This is a genomic window from Pseudomonas fluorescens (genome assembly GCF_002837185.1).
In the GTDB taxonomy this organism is placed as follows: domain Bacteria; phylum Pseudomonadota; class Gammaproteobacteria; order Pseudomonadales; family Pseudomonadaceae; genus Aquipseudomonas; species Aquipseudomonas fluorescens_AM.
The window spans coordinates 1-19,560 of the sequence record NZ_KZ477996.1 but is presented as its reverse complement, the minus strand read 5'-3'; the positions used below and the strand labels follow the sequence as shown (position 1 = coordinate 19,560).

The following is a 19,560-nucleotide window of genomic DNA, read 5'->3' as shown; positions in this document are numbered from 1 at the left end:
GGGCAACATACGTCGAACTCCGTTCCAACGATTCTGCTGCGGGGGGATTACCCGGTCAGGTGCGCAGAATCTGAATCACGCTGGGTACCATCCGGGGTCAGGGGTAGGCTGTTGCAATCAAACATAACGGAATGGATTTCAAAAATATAATGCTATTTGGGCATAAGCTAATATTCTTGAATTTCATTATTTTTAAAAATGTTTATTCATATAAATAATAACTAACCTGCCAATCCCAGCCCGGATACACCTGACACAAAGAGGATCAACTGTGGGAGGGGGCTTGCCCCCTCCCACATTTTTAACCACGTTCCTTCAGTTAGCCGGCTTCAGCAGTTGCATCTGCTGGCGATAATCATCCGTCACCTGCCGCGCCTGGCTGCTGCTGGTGATCACCCGGGGCGTGATCAGCACAATCAATTCGGTGCGGTCCTTGGATTTGCTGGTGTTGCCAAACAACCAGCGCAAGCCGGGGATCTTGCCCAGGTACGGCACGGCACTGACGGAGTCCGCATTGTCCTGCTTGATCAACCCGCCCAGCAGCACCGTCTGCCCACTCTGCACTGCCACCTGCGTCGACACCGACCGTGTGGAGATACGCGGATTATTCGGCGTGTCATTATTCGACGACGCCTGATCCTGCGCATCACTGACCTGCTGCTGAATATCCATATACACCAGACCTCCCGGATTGATCCGCGGCACCACATCCAGAATCACCCCGGTCTGCACATACTCCACACTGCTCAAGGTAGTGTCAGAAGTCCCCGTGTTCACCGTGGTCTGGCTGATGGGAATGTTATCGCCCACCTGAATCTGCGCCGGCTGGTTGTTCATCACCACCAGCGACGGCGCCGACAGCACCTGGGTGCGGCCGTTGGTTTCCAGGGCGTGCAGGGCCACTTGCAGGTTGGAACTGACGAAGGAATAGAACAACGAATCCGCCGCCCCCAGCCCGGCTCCGCCACCGCCCAACGCGCCCTGGCTGCCGGCGGCGTTCGCCACCGTGGTGCTGGTGGAATTGCCGGCCAGGCGACCGAGGTACCACTGCACGCCCAGGTCCAGTTCGCCGGTGAGTTTGACCTCAAGGATGCGCGTCTCGATCTGCACCTGCAGCGGCGGATTGTCGAGGCGTTTGATCGCCGATTCGATCTCCTTCCACTGCACCGGGCGCGTGCGCACCAGCAACTGGTTACTGCTTTTTTGCGCGGTGATGCGAGTACCGGCGTCGAGGCTTTTGGCCGGCGCGTCAGCCGTGCTGCCGTCGTCGGCGCTGTCGGTGTCTTCGCTGGCTTGGGCGTCTTGCTCGTCATCCTCGCGGGTAGGCTGGTTGGTGTTGCCCATGCCGCTGCTGTTGCCGCCCAGCACGCCAGGCGTGCTGCCGGACGTGCTGTTGGTGCCGGGCGATGACAGGGTCGCGGTGCGCAAGCCGGGCGCGACCTTGGCCGGGGCGTCGTCCTTGATTGCGCCGCTGCCGTAGATCTGCCGCAGGTACTTGGCCAGGTCGGTGGCCTTCATGTTGCGCACGTCGTACACATACATCTGCGGCTCGTTACCCCCGCCTTCGTCGATGGTGTGAATCCAGTCACCGACTTCGCTGAGGTACTGTGGCTGCGACGAAATCGCGACCACCGAGTTGGTCCGCTCGATCGGCAAAAAACGCACCATGCCCGCCAACGGCATGCCGCTGTCAGGACCGAACATTTTTTGCAGTTCGGGCATCAGCTCGGCGACGGAGGCGCGTTGCAGGCCGAACACACCCACCGACATGCCCTTGAGCCAGTCCACGTCAAAGGTGTCGATGGTGTCCTGATAGTTGGCCAGCTCTTGCGGGGTACCGGCCAGGCTCAGCACATTGCGCGCCGGGTCAACCAGCAGAAAGGCATTCTCGCGGGCAAACGGCTTGAGCAGTTTCTGCATCTCGGTGGCCGAGATGTAACGCAGTGGAAAGAGCCGCGCCGACAGGCCGCTGGACGGTTGTGACACGCGCATCTGCGGCACCAGCTTGCCCGCCACCGCCTGATTGGCCGGCAAAATCACATAGCGGTTGCCCTGCTTGATCATGGCGTTGTCGGTCCACGACAGCAGGGTTTCCAGAATCGACAGCGCCTGCTCCTTGTTCACCGGTTTGGAGGTGGAAAAGCTGACATTGCCCTTCACCCCCTGGGCAATGCTGTAGTTCTCATGCAGCAGGTCGCCCATCACGCTGTTGATCACCGCTTCGATCGGCTGGTCGGCGAAGTTGAACACGATGTCGCCGCCCGCCTCTGCCTTGCCGGCCGGCGCTGCTGTTGGTTGGCGCACGAACTGCTGGTTGCCGCGAATCAATTGGCGCTGGAGGGGTGTCTTGGCCTGGGGCTGGCTGCTGTCGGCCGGGGCCTGTTCGCTGGCCGGGTCCACGGGCGGGCGTTGCGCGCCGGTGCCCTGCATCGCCTCGTGCAACAAGGCCTCGTCCGGGTCCAGATGCTCGGGGAATGTGCCGCAGCCACCGAGGGAAACGGCGGTGGCCAGGCAAAACACGGTGGTGCGCAAAGCGCCGGGGAATGTATCGATCAAGGGGCGGACTCGTGAGGAAGGATAATCGGGGGTGTGGTGGACGGCGGCGGCAGGCGCAGGCCTCGCAGGCTCAGGGTCTGCGTGCGGCCGTCGAGTACAAAGCGGGCTTCGCGGGGTGTCAGGTGTTCCAGGCGCCAGCCGTTGGGCAGGGTCTGGTCCTGGTGGACTTTCAGTGGCGGGCCGTCCGCGCGCTTGAGCAGTGCGACGCGCAGGTCACCGTCCAGCACGATGCCGGTCAGCGTCAGGCTCGACAGGCTGGAGACGGCGGCTTGGCCCACCGCGCGGTCAGGGCTGCGGTCAGGGCTGAACAGCGGCGCCTGCCAGGTGCCGGCAAGGCTCTCCAGGGTTGCGCTCGGGGCCACCAGTGCCTTGGCCGTGGCGTTGGCGCGCGCATCGGGTTCGGGCGCCGGCAACCACTCGGGCGCATCGCCGATGCTGCTGAGGATGCCGACCATCAACAGGCCCAACAGCCCGGCCACGCCGAGCAACAGCCACTCCAGGGGACGCAGTGCGTTGATCATCGGCGCACCTGCGCGGCAGAAGCCGGTTGCAGGTAGCCACGCACCAGCAGGTGCACCACCAGTTGACCGGCGCCACCGCTGGCGGGCGCGTTCGGCCCTCGGCGGATGCTCATCTCATCGACAAACAGAAACGGGCGCTGGTACTCCAGCTCATGCAGGATCGCGGTCAAGGGTTCGATGGCGCAGTTCAGGGTCAGGCTGACTTTGACTTGGCGGTAGGGTTCGCTGTCGTCCTGCTCGGGGGTGATCGGCATGCGCTGCGTGAGGCTGCAGCCGCCACCGAGGCCGGCGCGGCTGTTGATCAGGTCGGCGATGCGTTGCATCAGGTCCGCCGCCACGGCGCTGGGGTCATCGCCTGGCAGCAGGCTGGTGCTGCTGGCCGGGTCCTGGCGGGCCTCCTCGAGTTGCTGGCGCAGGGAGTCGCCCTGGCGCAATACGCCGGCGTAGCGTTGCTGCTGTTCGCGCAGCTGCTCGGCCTGCTCGCCCATCTCGCGCAAGGGGCCGGCGAACCAGCTGTCGACCAACAGCCAATACGCGGCGCCGAGTACCAGGGCCAGGCCGATCAGGGCGGCGCCACGACGTTCACGGGGTGTCAGTGGTCGGCGCATCGGCGGCCTCCTGGTGCAGGTGAGCGCGCAAGGAAAATTGATCCTTGCCGGTTTGCGCATCGGGTTGGATCACCCCTTCGAACTGGGCGTTTTCCAGGCTGTGGCAGCCCTTGACCCGGGTGATCAGGGCGCTGGCCTTGGCGCTTTGCCCGGAGAATGAAACGTCGGCGCCGTCGTTGACTTCCAACTGGTCGATCCAGGTGTCGGACGGCAGGCAGGCGGTCAGCTCGTTGAGCAGCCCGGCCAGCGGCGGCTGTGCGGTCTTGCGGCGGATCAGGTACTGCGCGGCGCCACGGGTATTGAGCAGTTGCTGGCGCAGGGCCTGGATCTGGGCGACCTGGGCTTTTTGCGCACGCACGCTTTGCTGCATGCTGTCGAGCACGCGCTGGCGGTCGTTGAGCCACAGCAGCATGGCGGCAATCAGCAAGGCGCCGCACAGCCACGGCAGGCTGCGTTGCAGGCCTTTGCCCGCCGGGCGCTGGCGTGGGCGCAGCGGCACCGGCAGCAGGTCGATGCCCATCGGGACGCCCGCCGCGTCCGCCACATCCACCGCGTGTGGCTGCAAACCGAGGGCGGCGCACTCCGTGAGGATCTGGTCGAGGCGCTCGCGCAGGATCGCCACCAGCGTCACGTGCACGTGGGTTGGAGTGCGCCGCTCCTGGCGCGCGACGAAGTACAACTGCGCCGCATCGAACGGGGTAAAACGGTCCAGTTCATACCCCACCACCGTCGCCAGGTTGCGCGCCGCCGCCGGGGGCAGTTGCAAGGCTTGCACCAGCACCGCCGAGGGCGCCAGCAACAGCACCTGGCGCGCGTCGCCGGCCACGGGCGACACAGGCGCGGTCAGCGGCCATGGGTACACATGCTCGGGGATGTCCTGCAGCGACAGCCACGCCGGCAGGCAGCCACGCAACTCCTTGAGCCACAGCCGCCAGCCCATTTGCAGCAGGCTGCCGCGCCAGCGCTGGGTGATGGGCTCCGTCAGCAGCTGCAGCCGTGCGGATAAGTGTTCGTTCATTCTTGCCAACGTAAGACTCGATAAGGTTGTGCGCTGCCTTGCGCGGGGCTCAATAACACGGTGGCCTGCAACTGGGCGTGGTGGCCGCCGGGGCGTTGCGCGCGACTGTCGATCACCAGCACTTCACCAGGGTCGGCGCCCACCGCACTCAGGTGCGGCAGGTTCAAGGCGCGGCGCATCAGCGCGCTGGCGAAGGCCGGATCGGGCCGGTCCAGGCCACTCCACAAGCTGATCTCGGGGACCAGCGCGCTGTACAGCGCCTGGGTCATGCCCGGCAACTGCCGCACTTCTTCTATGACCCTGAACGGCGCCAGGCCCTGGTTGCGTCGTACCTCCAGGTCCTTGGCGAGCTGGCTGGCCTGGGCCTGGGTCGCGCCGCAGGCCAGGGCCAGCCGCGCGAAATCGCCGACTTCGGCGCTGTTCAAGTACAACTTGCCGCGCTCACTGCGCAGGCTGACGTGCAGCTGCGCATCGTCGAACACCAACGGGATTTCACGCCCATCGGCGATCCACTGTTTGCGCTGCAACGGGTCGGCCAGGCCCTGTATCGCCAGCGCCACGCCCGCTTCGGCGGCCAGCACTGCCTGGGTGTGCTGGCGGTGCCACGCCGCCTGGCGGGTTTCCAGTTGCACCCAGCCGGCCAGGCCGCCGAGCAGCAGGCTGAGCAACGCCAGCACCCACAGCACCAGCAGCAGCGCGACACCGCGCTGATGCCGGATCATTCAGGGCCCCCACCCGACAGGTTCAACCGCAGCGCGACCACCTGGGTGACCCAAGGCACCGGCCCGTTGACGCGCGCCGCAATCCGCACCGCCGAGGGCAAACGCTTGGTCCACGGCCACTCGCTGATCCAGCCGGTGGCCTGGCCCTTGGGCGACACGCCGCGATAGCTGAACTGCAGATCTTCGACACCTTTCAATAACACCTGTGGCTCACTGCGCGACGCCGGTACGCTGACCTGCGCTGGAGACTCAAACCGCGCGAACGCCACCTGCAAATCGCGCTGCGCCTCGGCGCCGGTCAACTGCAGCGTGAAGCGCTGAATCCCGCCACCGAGCACGCCCGGCAGGGTCGCGACAAACTGCATGCGCTGCGGGCTGCCGGCGAAAAACCCGTCGGTCTGGCTGTCGTCCTCGGTCACGTCCAAGGGCAGCGCCTCGCTGATCGCAGTGCGCAAAAACTGCTGCGCAGCCCGCATTTCATCCAGGCTGACCGTATAGCGCTGCGCCTTGAGCACCGCGCGATTGGCCCCCAGCAGCGCGCCACCGACCAGGGTCAGTAATACGCCGAGCAGGCTCAGCACGATCATGATTTCGAGCAGGGTAAAGCCCTGCTGACGGCGCTTCACAAACCGGCCCCTGCTGCACGCAGTTTCAAGGTGCTGAAACTGGCGTGGCGCGGCCCTTCGCTGACCGTCAGGTCGAGACGAAACACGTGCGGCTGGCCGATCCGGGTCGGCTGTTGGGCGATGCGCAGCTGCCAGGCGATGCCGTCCAGATCGCCGTGGCGCACGCCATTGGCCAGGAGGCCTGCTGCTTCCTGGTCCATCACGCTGACGGCAGCATGGCTCAGGCGGTCGCTGTGGGCGACTTGCAACAGCGCGCGCGCGCTCTGGCCGAAGGCGACCAGCAGCACCGTGCTGCAGATCGCCATCAGCGTCAGCGCGGCGAGCATTTCCAGCAGGGTGAACCCGGCTTGCCGCTTCATGGCAGCGCCCTGGACTGCACGCTGCCGGTCAGCCAGCCAATATCGATGCGCCAGCGCCGGCTGCCATTGGCCAACAACAGGTTGCCGCCGGTGGAACTGCCGTCGGGGTAGAACTCCACCGCCGAGCCCGCGTGTTCGGCCGTGTGCAAGGTGACTTGCAGGTCGGCCGGCCAGTGTTTTTTCGGGCGGCCAGGGGCCTGGAAGCTGAGGCTGCGCAAGTCGAACAACGTGCTTTGCGCGGTGCCGCTGACAATCGCCCGCGCCCGCGTGCTGCGCAACGCCTCGACCATCTGCCCGACCGCCTGGCGCTCCTTGGCGGCGCGCAGGCCTTGTTGCAGGCCAAAACCCACCAAGCCGGCCGCGATGCTGATCAAGACGATCACCACCAGCATCTCCAGCAAGGTAAAACCACGTTGGGCGTTGGCCATGTTCAGCCGTTATTCCCAGTTGCCCAGGTCGGCGCTGTAGCCTTCGCCACCGGGCTGGCCGTCCTGGCCGTAGAACATCAGGTCGAACGCGCCGTGCTCGCCGGGGAAGCGATAGCCGAAGGCATGGCCGAACGGGTCCTTGAGGTCCGACGGCTTGGCATACGGGCCGGCCCAGCCGGCGGTGTTGCCCGGCTTGTCGACCAGTTGCTGCAGGGACTTGGGCGGCGAGCCGACATCCAGCCCGTAGCTTTCGATTTTCATGCTCAGGCTCGCCAGTTGCGCCTTGCCCGCGCCGTACTTGCCCTTGTCGACATTGCCGCCGACCTGGCGTACCACGATGGTCGCGACGATGCCCAGCAGCACGATCACGGCGAGCATTTCCAGCAGGGTAAAACCGCCCTGGCGGCGGGCAGACTTGAATCGGGTATGGCGCATCGGCTTGCTTCCTTGAGGGTTCATATATTGCTGGTCAGGCTCATCAGCGGCAGCATGATCGCGAGCATGATCACCGCCACCAGCACCGCCATGACCACGGTCAGCGACGGCACCAGCGCGGCGAGCAGGCGGTCGATGCCGCGCTTGGCTTCAACGTCGAACACATCGGCGACCTTGAGCAGCATGCTGTCGAGTTCGCCGGCCTGTTCGCCGACTTCAATCATTTGCAGCGCCAGGTCGGGCAGCAGCGGCTGCGCGCCAAAGGCACTGGCGAGGGTGCCGCCGCCCTTGACGGATTCGGCGGCCTGGGCGACTTGTGCTTGCAGCGCGCGGTTGGTGCACACCTGCCGGGCGATCACCAGCGCCTGCAGCAGCGCCACGCCGTTACTCAGCAGAGTGCCGAGGGTGCGCGTCAACCGCGCCGCTTCGACCCGTTGCAGCAGCGGGCCGATCACCCGGATGCCGAGCACGCGGCGGTCATAACGTTCACGGCGCTGCGGGTCACGCAGGCGTGCAGCCAGCGTCCAGATCATCACGATCAAGCCGGCCAACACTGCCAGGCCGTAGGCCCCGAGAAACTGGCCGAGCCCGAGAATCACTTCAGTGATCAGCGGAATGGGCACACCGAGGTCTTTGAAAATAGGTACAAACTGCGGCACCACATAGGCCAGCAGCAGCGCCAGCGAACCCAGTACGCCGACCACCAGAAAGGCCGGGTAGATCAGCGCGTTGATCACCTCGCCCCGCAGTAATTGGCTGCGCTCCAGGTAGTCACTGAGCTGGCGCAGGGTGTTTTCCAGGGCGCCGCCCGCCTCGCCCGCGCGCACCATGCTCAGGTACAGCGGCGAGAACGTGCTGCCCTCTTCCTCCAGCGCTTTGGATAACGGCTGGCCGGCTTTGACCTGTTCGCGGATACGCTCGATGAGGGCGCGGGTCTGCGGCTGGCCAGGTTGCTTGAGCAGGATGCCCAGCGAGCGCTCCAGCGGCTGGCCGGCGCCTAACAGGGTGGCCAGTTGCTGGGTGAAACTGACCAGCGCCGCGCCGCTCAACTGACCACGGCCAAGGGCATTGAGCAGCCCTTGGGCACCGGCGACGTCAACCTGCAACACCAGCAGCCCGCGCTTGTGCAAGAGGGCGACGGCGGCGTCGAGGTCCTTGGCGTCGAGCGTGCCGTTTTGCGCAGCGCCCTGGCTGTCGAGCGCGCGGTATTTGAACAGGCTCACGTGCCCTCCCCGCGGGTCACGCGCAGCACTTCTTCCAGCGAGGTCACGCCGGCAACGGCCTGGCGCAGGCCTTCTTCATGCAAAGTGCGCAAGCCGCCACGGCGGGCGGCGGCTTCGAGGGTGGCGGCGTCGGCCTGGCGCATCAGCAGGCCGCGCAGTTCTTCATTCATCACCAGCAATTCGGTGATTGCGCTGCGACCGTGGTAACCACCGCCCGGCGCATTGGCACGCGGGCGATAGAGCATGATCGGTCGCGCATCGGTAAAGCTGTCCAGGCCATGCTCGGCGATCAGTTCGGGCGGTGCTTCAAAAGCTTCGCGAGTGGCAGGGTCGAGGCGGCGCACCAGGCGCTGGGCCAGGATGCCGTTGACGGTCGAGGCAATCAGGTAGCTCTCGACCCCCATGTCAAGCAGCCGCGTGATACTCGCCGCCGCGCTGTTGGTGTGCAAAGTAGAAAGCACCAAATGCCCGGTCAGCGACGATTGAATAGCGATGCGGCAGGTTTCCAGGTCGCGGATTTCGCCGATCATGATCACGTCCGGGTCCTGACGCACGATGGAGCGCAGCGCGCCGGCAAAATCCAGGCCGATGGCCGGCTTGACCTGAATCTGGTTGATGCCTTCCAGTTGATATTCCACCGGGTCTTCAACCGTGATGATCTTGCGCTCGGCGGTGTTGAGCCGTGACAGCGCGGTGTACAGCGTGGTGGTCTTGCCCGAGCCGGTCGGGCCGGTCACCAGCAGAATGCCGTGGGGCCGCTCCAGCACTTCAAGGAAGGTTTCCAGGCGCTGTCCGTCGAAACCCAGGCTCTGGAAATCGAACTGAACGGTCTGCCGGTCAAGCAGACGCATGACCACCGATTCGCCAAAACTAGTGGGCACGGTAGACACCCGAAGGTCGAGCTCCTTGCCCTGGATGCGCAGCATGATCCGGCCGTCCTGGGGCAGACGCCGTTCGGCGATGTCCAGGCGCGCCATGATTTTCACCCGCGAAATCACCGCGGCGGATGAGCTCGACGGTGGCGCCTCGGCCTCGTGCAGCACGCCGTCGATGCGGTAGCGCACCTTGAGCTGGTTTTCGAAGGGTTCGATATGGATGTCCGAGGCGCGATGTTCCACCGCGCGCTGCAGGATCAGGTTGACCAGGCGAATCACCGGCGCCTCGGAGGCCATGTCCTTGAGGTGTTCGATGTCTTCCAGCGCACCGCTCTGCTCGTCGAGGTTTTCGATCAGCGTGCCCATGGCCGAGCGCCCCTGGCCGTAGTAGCGCTCGATCAGGGTTTCGACCTCGTTGCGCGGGCCGACCGCCAGCCACACGGGCACGCCGCAGGCATAGGCCATGGCCTGGAACGGGTAGACCCGCGACGGGTTGGCTGCCAGCACGCGCAGACCACCCTGGCTCCAGCCCACGGGCACCACCTGGTAGTGGCGCATAAAGCGCTCGGTCAGGTTCGGTAAAGGGTCAAGCAAGGGTGGCGCGGCGTCGGCCAGCAGCAGCGGCGCGCCGAGCAGGTCGGCCCAGGCGCGGGCCAGTTCGACTTCGGAGACCAACCCCAGGCGGGTCAGCAGGCCAAGTAATTCAGTGTCGGCGCCCTCTTGGGACAGGCGACGGGCGCGCTCCAGGTCCACGGTTTTCAACCCGGCCTGTTGCATCAGCCACGCGCAGACCTGTTCGGTATCCGGGACGTGCATCTGGCAGGCATCGATGGGCGTTGAGGGACTTGGCATAAGCAGCTATCTGAGGGGCAATGTTCTACAGAACTGCAGGAACCCTTGTGGGAGGGGGCTCGCTCCCGATAGCAGTGGACCAGTTGGCGCATGTGCTGGCTGATACACCGCTATCGGGGGCAAGCCCCCTCCCACAGGAGACCGCGTTTCCAGGTTAGTTCGAGGTCTTCGGCGCGGCCTGGCTGCTGCTCAGCGGTCGGCCGCCCTTGGTGGTTTCGGCTTTCTGTTTTTTCGCCGCCTTGGCGTCGTGGGTCTGGGTCAGCACGGTGGAATCGGTAGCACCCGACGTCGCATCGGCGTCGGTTGATTCAGCGGCCATGGCCGCGCCACTCAGTGCAACGCCGAGCACGAGGCCGGCACCCATCAGGGACATTTTCATAAACATTCTCCAGTTCAAAAACAGCGGACAGCTCAAGTGGCGCCTTGAATTCGATCAAGACCCTACACCAAAGCGGTGTGAATGACAGCTTGTATAAAACATGGCCTTTTAGAACTACCGGGCAACGCCACTAGTTCGCCATGCCGCCATAAATTTTCTTAAACCAATCGACTGGTAGGTTTAACCTTAGTTCCAAAACGTAATGAAATATTTCTTATTTCACGCAAAAATTAGCTTTTGTTTGACTTATAACCGCAAGAATTGCCTTAATTATGCAGTTTTAGCGGTTCAAAACGCCATCGCGTGATGCCACTTAGACACTACCCATAACAACAATCACTACAATTATTAAACTTTTAATACTGCAAAAACTGCCAAGTAGTTGCAATTAGCCATTGGTTAAAAATTGCGATCAAGGCGGACTATTGCCCGTGAAAAAGTGACGAGCGCGCTGTGTGAAGCGCGCGTCTTGGCGCCCTATTTTCAATAAACAGTTGTCGGAGAAACCCATGAACAAACGCAAATTGATCGGTGCGCAGTCGGCATTTGCCCTGCTGGCACTGGCCGTGTCCCAGGTGCATGCGGCCACCAGCCCGGCCCTGGACGAGGGCCGGGTGAGCCGCGCAGAAAAGGCCGCGGACAAAACCCTGGCAAAGATGACCATGGAAGAAAAACTCGCCTACATCGGCGGCACTGGCGGTTGGGACGTCAAGCCGCTGATCCAGTACGGCGTCCCGCAGATCCACGGCGCCGACGGCGGTGTCGGCGTGCGCTACACCAGTGAAGGCAACGCGCAGGGCGTGGTATACCCGTCCGGGCCGAACCTGGCAGCCAGCTGGAACCCGCGTCGCGCCATCGACCTGGGCCGCGCCCTGGGCTACGACACCGCCAGCGGCGGATATCAGTTCGTCACCGGCCCCGGCGTCAACCTGTACCGCATGCCGTACAGCGGCCGTGCGTTCGAGTATTTGTCGGGTGAAGACCCCTTCCTCGGCGCCAGCCTGGGACCGGCAGTGATCAACGGGATTCAGTCGCGCGGGGTGTGGGCCAACGCCAAGCATTTCGCCGCCAATGACCAGGAAAGCAACCGCTTCCACCTCAACGAAACCATCAGCGAGCGCGTGCTGCGCGAGATGACCCTGCCGCCTTTCGAGTCCGCCTCCAAGAACAGCAAAGTCGCGATGATGATGTGTGCATTCCAGAAGGTGAACGGCGAGTTCGCGTGCCAGAACAAGCACCTGATGCGCGACATCCTGAAAACCGAATGGGGCTATCCGGGCTTCGTCCAGAGTGACTACAACGCCGTGGTCGACGGCTTGCCGGCAGCACAGGCCGGTACTGATCTGGACATGATGGGCTATCAGATGAACAGCACCGTCCTCAAGCCGTACCTGGACAGTGGTGAGCTGAGCAGCGCGACCATCGATGACAAGGTTCGCCGCATCCTCAAGCAGATCTACCTGTACAAGTTCGACAGCAAAGCCCCGCTGACCAGCCACAACATGAACAGCGCCACCAGCAACCGCACGGCGCTCAATGCCGCGCGCGAAGGCATCGTGCTGCTGAAAAACCAGAACAGCCTGCTGCCGCTGGACGCCAAGAAGGTCAAGCGCATCGCCGTGGTCGGCACCCTGGCCAAGTACGCGCCGCCTACCGGTTTCGGCAGCGCCAATGTGATGGCCGCCAACTACATCAGCGAGCTGAGCGGCTTACAGCAACTGGCGCCAGGCGCCAAGGTCGAGTTCATCGACGGGCTGTCGCTGGACCCGGCCACCTCCAGCTGGACCCATGCCGACAGCAATGGCACTAGCGTCAAAGGCCTGAAGACCGAGTTCTTCAGCAATACCAACTGGTCCGGTGACCCGGCTGCCACCCGCACTGACAGCCACATCAACCTCGACTGGTCCACCGACAGCCTGCCGGTGAATGGCGATACCGCCGCCACGTCGATTCGCTACAGCGGCCAGATCACCCCGACCGTCAGCGGCGAACAGGTGTTCAAGATCCGCGCCGACGGTGCGGTACGCCTGTACGTCAACGGCAAGAAAGTCCTCGACAACGGCGACGGCAAGCCGCTGCCGAACAACAGCATTCCGCCGACCATCCCGGTGTTCGCCAAGGTCAATCTTGAAGCGGGCAAACCGGTCAACATCAAGCTCGAATACTCGCGCCGCAACGGCTACCTCTCCACCATGGGCGGCCTGGTCGGCGTGCAGATGAGCTGGGCCTCGCTGGTTGCGCCACAGGACCTGGCCCAGTACGACGCCGTACTGGTGGCAGCCGGCAACAGCAATGAATACGAGGGCGAAGGCTTCGACCACAGCTTCGACCTGCCGGAATACCAGAACCTGCTGATCCAGAGCATCGCCAAGGTCAACCCGAACACCGTGGTCACCCTGCACGGCGGCACCGGCTTGAAGATGAGCGACTGGATCGACCAGGTGCCGGCCGCACTGCACGCGTTCTACCCTGGGCAGAACGGCGGCCAGGCCCTGGCAGAGATCCTGCTGGGCAAGGTCAACCCGTCGGCCAAGCTGCCGATCAGTATCGAACGCAATATCGAAGACAACCCGATCTATGCGACTTTCCCCAAGTTCGACAATCAGGAAACCCTGAGCGAGATGAGCTACAAGGACGACCTGTTCATGGGCTATCGCGGCTACGAGAAGAAGGGCATCAAGCCGCTGTATCCGTTCGGTTATGGCTTGTCGTACACCACCTTCGGCTACAGCAACATCAGCGTCAGCCCTGGCGTCGCAGTGGCCGGTGCGCCGATCAAGGTGTCGTTCGATCTGGCCAACACCGGCAAGGTCGCCGGCGCCGAAGTGGCCGAGCTGTACGTGGGCCAGAACAACCCGAAAGTCGAACGCGCGATCAAGGAGCTCAAGGGCTACAAGAAAGTGTTCCTCAAGCCTGGCCAGAGCAAGCGCGTGACCATCGAGCTCAACGACCGCTCGCTGGCCTACTACGATGTGGCCGGCAAGCAGTGGGTGGTGGATGCCGACAGCTTCAACCTGTCGGTGGGCGCTTCGTCCCAGGACATCCGCCTGAACGCCAAGCTGGTCAACCCGTTCCGCCAGGAACTGTCGACCACCACCAGCAACCCGCTGCCGCGTTCGGCGCTTAATTCGACGTTGCGTGAATCGACGGTGAAGACCGGCGGCGTGCTGCATCAAAATGAAGGGGATAGCGGCACCAGCGACGGTGATGGCTATGACATGAGCGATGACAGCAGCCAGGGCAGTGCTGCAAGCAACTGATCCCTGCGGGAGGGTGCCTTGCTCCCGATAGCGGTTGTCCAGTCGACACTTGTATCGACTGAATCACTGCTATCGGGCACCTAGGTATCTACACAGGTATCTACACAATACTGCAGCGCCCCCCTAACCACGATGCGCAGCGAGCCGCTCTTGACCTTGATCTTGATCTGCTTTTGATCTCAGGCGCCCCGTTAAACCACGCTGGCCGAACGCAGGCTTGAATCCGTGGGCAACCCGGCAGGACGCCGGGTTAGCCGCACTGGGCCAGGGATGGCCCATTGCGGCGGCCCACGGATTCAAGCCTGCGTTCGGGCACACCGAGCCTGGGCGAGGTGCCGAGTGGTGGGGCAAGAGCCTTTTTGGTTACTTTTGGGGCTCTTTTCCAAAAGTGACCCGCTGTAAAAGCGGAACCGCCAGCCGCCATTACCGCAGGAACGGATATGTACTCGGGTCTAATCCAACATCCTAGTCGGCCCAAAGGCCGCCATCGGGGGCAAGCCCCCTCCCACATTTGAATCTTCTTGGCTTTGATTTATTTGTAGCGTTTCTCGAAGACGGCCACCTGTTCGGGTTTGATCAGCTCGAAAGGCACCCACACCTCTGACTCAATCGGCTCGCCCTTGATCATCCGCACTGCCGCCTGCACGGCCTGGGTCGCCTGGGCTTTGGGGTCCTGGAACACCGATGCGCTGAGCACGCCGCGCCGGATCGCCGCCAGCCCATCAGGCAGGCCATCGATACCGACAATCGCCACTTCGCCCTTGGCCTTGCCCGCCTGCTGTAATGCCATGGCGGCGCCAATCGCCATTTCATCGTTGTTGGCCACAATCGCGTCGAACTGTGTGCCTGCCAGCAGCCAGTTGCTGGTCAGGTCCATGGCCTTGCTGCGTTGCCATTCGGCACTTTGCTGCTCAACAACCCTGATGCCGGGAAAGTCCTTGAGCACCTGCCTGGCGCCTTCAGTGCGGTCTCGGGTGGCGTTTTGCGCCAGGTCGCCCATGATGATCGCCACGTTGCCCTTGCCGCCGAGCTTTTGCGCGAGGTAGCGCATCTGCAATTGCCCGGCTTCAATGTCGTTGGACGCCACGGTGACCACACCCTCGGGCAATGTGCGTTCATCCGGGTGGCGGTTGACGTACACCAGCGGGGTTTTGCTGGCGACGGCCGCGCGGGTGATGTTGGCGGTGGCGGCGGTGTCCACCGGCAGTACGATCACCGCGTCGACGTTCTGGTTGAGCAAGCCTTCGACCTGATTGAGCTGGCGCACCACGTCGCCCTGGGCATCCTCGAACTGAATCTGCACGTCCTGTTGCGAGGCGGCCGCTTCAAGGCCGGTGCGCACGTAGGTCATGAAGTTATCGTCGACCCGCGCGATGCTCACGCCGATGCGATACGCGGCGAAGCTCGATTGGCTGAACAGCAGTAACAGTGTGGCCACGATCAATGAATAGCGATGCATGAGGTGTTCCTCTTGTTGTTATAGGGTGAACGCTTGGCGAAAACGCTCCAGGGCCACTTCGCTGTCGCCGCTGGCCCAGCCTTCCAGGCCGACCACGCCGCTGTAGCCCATGGCATGAAGGGCCCTGGCTATCGCCGGGTAATGGATTTCGCCGGTACCGGGTTCCTGGCGTCCAGGCACGTCGGCCACCTGGATTTCACCGATGGCGGGGCCGGCGCGCTGGATCAGCTCGATCAGGTTTCCCTCGCCGATCTGGGCGTGGTACAGGTCCAGGTTCATCTTCAAATGCGCGCTGCCCACCGCTTCGATCAGGGCCAGGGTGTCGTCGGCGCGAGCGAACGGGGTGCCGGGGTGGTCCAGCTCGGTGTTGAGGTTTTCCAGCAGGAACACACGGCCAGCGTCCTCGCCCAGGCGCGCGATCCTTTCCAGGGCCTTGCAGGCGCTCAGCCACATGCGCCCGGTGGTTCGGCTCACGGGCTGCACCGGCAGGCCGCCGTCACCCAGGCCGGTGCCGTGCAGGTTGAGGCTGGGGCAATCGAGGCGCTCGGCAACGCTCAAGGACTCACGGGCGCTGTCGAGCAAGTGGCGGATACCGTCAGGCTCGGTGAGCGTGCCGCTGATGTAGCCGGTCATTGAGGTGAAGTCGGCGCCTGTCGCGGCCAGGGCGTTGATGTCCTTGTCTGCCCAGCTCCAGATTTCGGCGCTGAAACCGAGCGCATCAATCCGTTTGACCCGCTCCACGAACGGCAGGTCAAGGAACACCATCTCGGCACTGACCGCCAGCTTGAACGGGATCACAGGGTCACCGCCGTGCCTTGCTCGTAGGACTCGATACACGCGCGCGCAATTGCTAGGGCGGCACGCGCATCTTCACCGCTGGCCAGGGGCTTGGCGCCGCTTTGCAGGCAGTCGACAAAGTGGTTGAGCTCGGCGATGTAGGCATCGCGCAACAAGTCGGTGTCCAGGCGCTGGGTGTCGGCCTGGATGCCTTGGGCCTGGTAGCGCACCAGGTCGGATGCCTGCACGCCGCCCATGGTCAGCATGCCGGCGCTGCCGAACACTTCACCGCGTATGTCGTAGCCATACACGGCCTGGAAGCTGGCTTCGGCGGTGGCAATCGCACCGTTATCGAAGCGGATCGTCACCACGGCGGTGTCGAGCAAGCCTTGGCTCTTGTATGCCGGGGCGATCAGCGCGTCGGCCATCACGTGCACCTGCACCGCTTCGGCACCGGGGTTGAGGTAGCGCAAGGTGTCGAAGTCATGGATCAGGGTTTCCAGGAAAATCACCCATTGCGGTGACGCAGCCGGGTTGTGCAATGCCGGGTCGCGGGTCAGTGAGCGCAGCAACTGCGGGGTGCCGACGCGTCCTGCGGCAACGTCCAGATGTGCGCTGCGAAAGCTCTTGGCGAAACGCCGGTTGAAGCCAACCTGCAGGGGCACACCGGCATCGGCGGCAGCGGCGATGGCGCGGTCGGCTTCATCGAGGGTAATGGCCATGGGTTTCTCGCAGAAAATCCCCTTGCCGGCGCGGGCGGCGCTGATCACCAGTTCGGCATGGCTGCGGGCGGGGGCGGCGATGAGCACGCCGTCGATGTCCGGGTCGTCGAGCAGTTGCTGCGGGTCGGTGTAGACCTTGTCCACACCCAGTTCTGCCGCCAGACGTGCGGCTTGCCCCGGGGTAGGATCGGCGATGGCGGCAAGGCAGGCGCCGGGAATGTGCCGGGCGGCCGTGAGGCCATGGAAGCTGCCCATGCGGCCGGCGCCGATCAAGCCCAGGCGAATGCTGTTGGTATTCATGTATGACCCCTTTTTATTGTTGGCCCCCCAGGACGGTCCTGGCGGGCAAAGGGACGAGAGCAAGGGCTGTGCCAAAATACAAGCCGCTGATATATAAAGGTTTTTAAAAAAATAGTGTTCATTTAAATGACATGTCTATGCTGACATGTCGACAACATGAACATGGAAGCCGCTTATGACACTGGCGATGAGTGCGCAAGACCTCGATTACCTGACGGCGCTGGGCCCCGCCGCGCTGAATGACGGCCCGGTCGCGGCGTTGGAGCAGGCGTGGCAGGCCTGCCTGCGCGGCCAGTCAGAGTGCCCGCCGCAGGTTCGTCAAAGCATCTGGGATTCCTGGCGGCGCAGCGTCAAGGCCGGCATTGATCCGGCAGATAACGCTTACCGCTTCGTCGCCGCCGACAGCCTCGCGGCCACGCTGGCCAACCACCGCGTGCTGATCGCCGCCGCCGCGCAAGTCATGCAGGGGTTGCTGGCGTACAACCCGCGCGGGCATATCAACCTCACCGATGGCGAGGGCACCACCTTGTATTTCTGCGGGCTGGATATCACGCCCGTGGGCAGTCGTCTGCTCGAATCGGTCCAGGGCACCAACTGCACCGGCCTGGCGCTGGCTGAAGATCATCTGGTGTATGTGCTGGCCGAAGAAAACTTCGCGGTCGGCCTGCGTCAGCGCCGCATGCACTGCGCCGCCGCACCGATCAAGAATGCCCAGGGCCAGACTCTGGCCGTGCTGACGCTCACCGCCGAACCCGGCTGGTTTCACTTTCATACCCTGGGCACCGTGCAGGCGGCCGCTGAAGCCGTGTCGCGGCAGATGGCGCTGCAAGCGCTGCTGGAAGAACAGCAAACCGTGCTCGAAGTGCTCAACGAAGGCCTTGTGGTCGTGGATGAACGCGGCTGCATCAAGGCGCTTAACCGCTATGCCCGGCAGTTGTTCGGGGTGGGACTGGAGCTGATTGGCAGTCCCTTCCAGTGCCTGGGCCGCAGTGAATTGAGCGATGCGCTGGGCGAGTCTGTGCGCGATCTGGATTGCACGTTCCAGCTGCATGATCGCAGCCAACTTGCCTGCCTGGTCTCGGTGTGCCCGCTGGGGCAGGGCGGGGTGATTGTGTCGCTGCGCGAAAACCGGCGCATTCGTGAAATCACCCGGCGCATTGTCGGCACCCAGGCGCGTTATACCTTCGACACCATCCAGGGCGCGTCGCAGGCGATCCAGGACGCGCTGCACCTGGGGCGCATCGCCAGCCGCAGTGATTCCACCACGCTGATCCTTGGCGAAAGCGGCACCGGCAAGGAGTTGTTCGCCCAGGCCATCCACAATGCCAGCGAGCGTTGCCACGGCCCGTTCGTGGCGGTCAACTGCGGCGCCATTCCACGGGACCTGGTGCAGAGTGAGTTGTTCGGGCACGTCGAGGGCGCGTTCACCGGTTCAGCCCGTGGCGGCTCGGCGGGCAAGTTCGAGCTGGCCGATGGCGGCACCATTTTCCTGGATGAGATTGGCGACATGTCTTTCGACGCCCAGGTCAGCCTGTTGCGGGTGTTGCAGGAAGGTGAAGTCGCGCGGGTTGGCGCAAAAAGCGCACGCCAAGTGGATGTGCGCATCATCGCCGCCACCCACCGCAATCTCAGCCAGGCAGTGGCCGAAGGCGCGTTTCGCGAAGACCTGTACTACCGCCTGAATGTGCTGAACCTGACGGTGCCGCCGCTGCGGATGCGCCGCGAAGACATTCCCTTGCTGGCACGGCACTTCCTCAAACGCTGCGCGCGCTCGTTGCGCAAATCGGTGCAGGGTTTCTCCCCGGATGCGCTGGCCCTGCTTTGCGCCCATGCCTGGCCGGGCAACGTGCGCGAGTTGGAAAACGCCATCGAACGGGCGACCAACCTGGCCATGGGGGAGTTGATCCAGCCGGGCGACTTGCCGCTGGACACCCGGCCTCGTCCGCTGGTCCATGCCTATGCGCCGCAACTTACCCAAGACCTGAGCAGTCACGAAAGGCACGCCATCGTTGCCGCGCTGAAAAACACCGGTGGCAATATCCGCCTGGCCGCCCGGCAGTTGAACGTGTCCCGGGGCGGGCTTTACAACAAGATGAATCGGTTTGGGTTGAATGCCGGGGATTTTCGCGGGCTCTGAACGGTTACTAATGTTCGAGGCTTGCTCCCGTGACGGCCGGACAGCCAACGCGTATCTATCTGACGCTGCGTAATCCAAATGTGGGAGGGGGCTTGCCCCCGATGAGGGAGAGTCAGTAAGTGCATTCGTGACTGACACACCGCCATCGCAGGCAAGTCGAATCGTCGCACCACCCCCCACATTTGGATCGCGGATCGGCACAAGATACCGGTCGGCTCTAAGGCCGCCGCGCTTTTGATCTTGATCTCAGGCGCCCCGTTAAACCACGCTGGCCGAACGCAGGCTTGAATTCGTGGGTAACCC

Annotated in this window: 17 protein-coding genes; 2 read left to right on the top strand and 15 right to left on the bottom strand. The window is 63.6% G+C overall.

Annotated features, from left to right (window positions below):
* Positions 1-315 precede the first annotated feature (315 nt).
* From gspD to CIB54_RS13275, 12 genes are all read right to left on the bottom strand, one after another.
* On the bottom strand, positions 316-2,556 hold the full coding sequence (gene gspD / locus CIB54_RS13330) for a type II secretion system secretin GspD (RefSeq protein WP_101220007.1): 2,241 nt from the start codon (positions 2,554-2,556) through the stop codon (positions 316-318).
* The gene (locus CIB54_RS13325; RefSeq protein WP_101220006.1) at positions 2,553-3,077 is read right to left on the bottom strand and encodes a general secretion pathway protein GspN; all 525 of its coding nucleotides are present in this window, start codon (positions 3,075-3,077) and stop codon (positions 2,553-2,555) included. Before CIB54_RS13325 ends, gspD begins: the two co-directional genes overlap by 4 nt.
* The gene (gene gspM / locus CIB54_RS13320; RefSeq protein ID WP_057721904.1) at positions 3,074-3,685 is read right to left on the bottom strand and encodes a type II secretion system protein GspM; all 612 of its coding nucleotides are present in this window, start codon (positions 3,683-3,685) and stop codon (positions 3,074-3,076) included. Before gspM ends, CIB54_RS13325 begins: the two co-directional genes overlap by 4 nt.
* The gene (locus tag CIB54_RS13315) at positions 3,660-4,703 is read right to left on the bottom strand and encodes a PilN domain-containing protein (RefSeq protein WP_101220005.1); all 1,044 of its coding nucleotides are present in this window, start codon (positions 4,701-4,703) and stop codon (positions 3,660-3,662) included. Before CIB54_RS13315 ends, gspM begins: the two co-directional genes overlap by 26 nt.
* Positions 4,700-5,425: a general secretion pathway protein GspK gene (locus CIB54_RS13310; RefSeq protein WP_101220004.1), complete on the bottom strand. Its 726-nt coding sequence runs from the start codon at positions 5,423-5,425 to the stop codon at positions 4,700-4,702. Before CIB54_RS13310 ends, CIB54_RS13315 begins: the two co-directional genes overlap by 4 nt.
* Complete coding sequence (locus tag CIB54_RS13305; protein ID WP_065952961.1) at positions 5,422-6,051, bottom strand: prepilin-type N-terminal cleavage/methylation domain-containing protein; 630 nt, start codon at positions 6,049-6,051, stop codon at positions 5,422-5,424. Before CIB54_RS13305 ends, CIB54_RS13310 begins: the two co-directional genes overlap by 4 nt.
* Positions 6,048-6,410: a type II secretion system protein gene (locus CIB54_RS13300; protein ID WP_101220003.1), complete on the bottom strand. Its 363-nt coding sequence runs from the start codon at positions 6,408-6,410 to the stop codon at positions 6,048-6,050. The genes CIB54_RS13305 and CIB54_RS13300 overlap by 4 nt, the downstream gene beginning before the upstream one ends.
* Positions 6,407-6,838, bottom strand: coding sequence for a type II secretion system protein (locus CIB54_RS13295; RefSeq protein WP_065952959.1), 432 nt, complete (start codon positions 6,836-6,838; stop codon positions 6,407-6,409). Before CIB54_RS13295 ends, CIB54_RS13300 begins: the two co-directional genes overlap by 4 nt.
* Positions 6,839-6,847: 9 nt before the next feature.
* On the bottom strand, positions 6,848-7,273 hold the full coding sequence (gene gspG, locus CIB54_RS13290) for a type II secretion system major pseudopilin GspG (RefSeq protein ID WP_101220002.1): 426 nt from the start codon (positions 7,271-7,273) through the stop codon (positions 6,848-6,850).
* A 20-nt stretch (positions 7,274-7,293) separates the two neighbouring features.
* Positions 7,294-8,496, bottom strand: a complete 1,203-nt coding sequence (gspF, locus tag CIB54_RS13285) for a type II secretion system inner membrane protein GspF (protein WP_065952957.1) — start codon at positions 8,494-8,496, stop codon at positions 7,294-7,296.
* Complete coding sequence (gene gspE, locus CIB54_RS13280) at positions 8,493-10,223, bottom strand: type II secretion system ATPase GspE (RefSeq protein WP_101220001.1); 1,731 nt, start codon at positions 10,221-10,223, stop codon at positions 8,493-8,495. Before gspE ends, gspF begins: the two co-directional genes overlap by 4 nt.
* 154 nt (positions 10,224-10,377) lie before the next feature.
* Positions 10,378-10,602, bottom strand: a complete 225-nt coding sequence (locus tag CIB54_RS13275) for a hypothetical protein (RefSeq protein WP_065952955.1) — start codon at positions 10,600-10,602, stop codon at positions 10,378-10,380.
* Between the two features lie 509 nt (positions 10,603-11,111).
* Here CIB54_RS13275 and CIB54_RS13270 point away from each other — a divergent pair.
* On the top strand, positions 11,112-13,862 hold the full coding sequence (locus CIB54_RS13270) for a beta-glucosidase (RefSeq protein WP_101220000.1): 2,751 nt from the start codon (positions 11,112-11,114) through the stop codon (positions 13,860-13,862).
* Between the two features lie 532 nt (positions 13,863-14,394).
* Here the strand turns inward: CIB54_RS13270 and CIB54_RS13260 are convergent.
* Genes CIB54_RS13260 through CIB54_RS13250 form a run of 3 tightly spaced genes read right to left on the bottom strand, consistent with a single transcriptional unit; the run spans position 14,395 to position 17,120 of the window.
* The gene (locus CIB54_RS13260; RefSeq protein ID WP_101219999.1) at positions 14,395-15,321 is read right to left on the bottom strand and encodes a sugar ABC transporter substrate-binding protein; all 927 of its coding nucleotides are present in this window, start codon (positions 15,319-15,321) and stop codon (positions 14,395-14,397) included.
* Between the two features lie 18 nt (positions 15,322-15,339).
* The gene (locus CIB54_RS13255; RefSeq protein ID WP_065952339.1) at positions 15,340-16,119 is read right to left on the bottom strand and encodes a TIM barrel protein; all 780 of its coding nucleotides are present in this window, start codon (positions 16,117-16,119) and stop codon (positions 15,340-15,342) included.
* Positions 16,116-17,120 carry a Gfo/Idh/MocA family oxidoreductase gene (locus CIB54_RS13250; RefSeq protein WP_101219998.1) on the bottom strand — a complete coding sequence of 335 codons (1,005 nt, stop codon included), beginning with the start codon at positions 17,118-17,120 and terminating at the stop codon, positions 16,116-16,118. Before CIB54_RS13250 ends, CIB54_RS13255 begins: the two co-directional genes overlap by 4 nt.
* A gap of 175 nt (positions 17,121-17,295) precedes the next feature.
* Here CIB54_RS13250 and CIB54_RS13245 point away from each other — a divergent pair, with 175 nt between their 5' ends.
* Entirely contained in the window at positions 17,296-19,257 is a 1,962-nt protein-coding gene (locus CIB54_RS13245; protein WP_101219997.1) for a sigma-54 interaction domain-containing protein, read from the top strand.
* Positions 19,258-19,560: the final 303 nt, after the last annotated feature.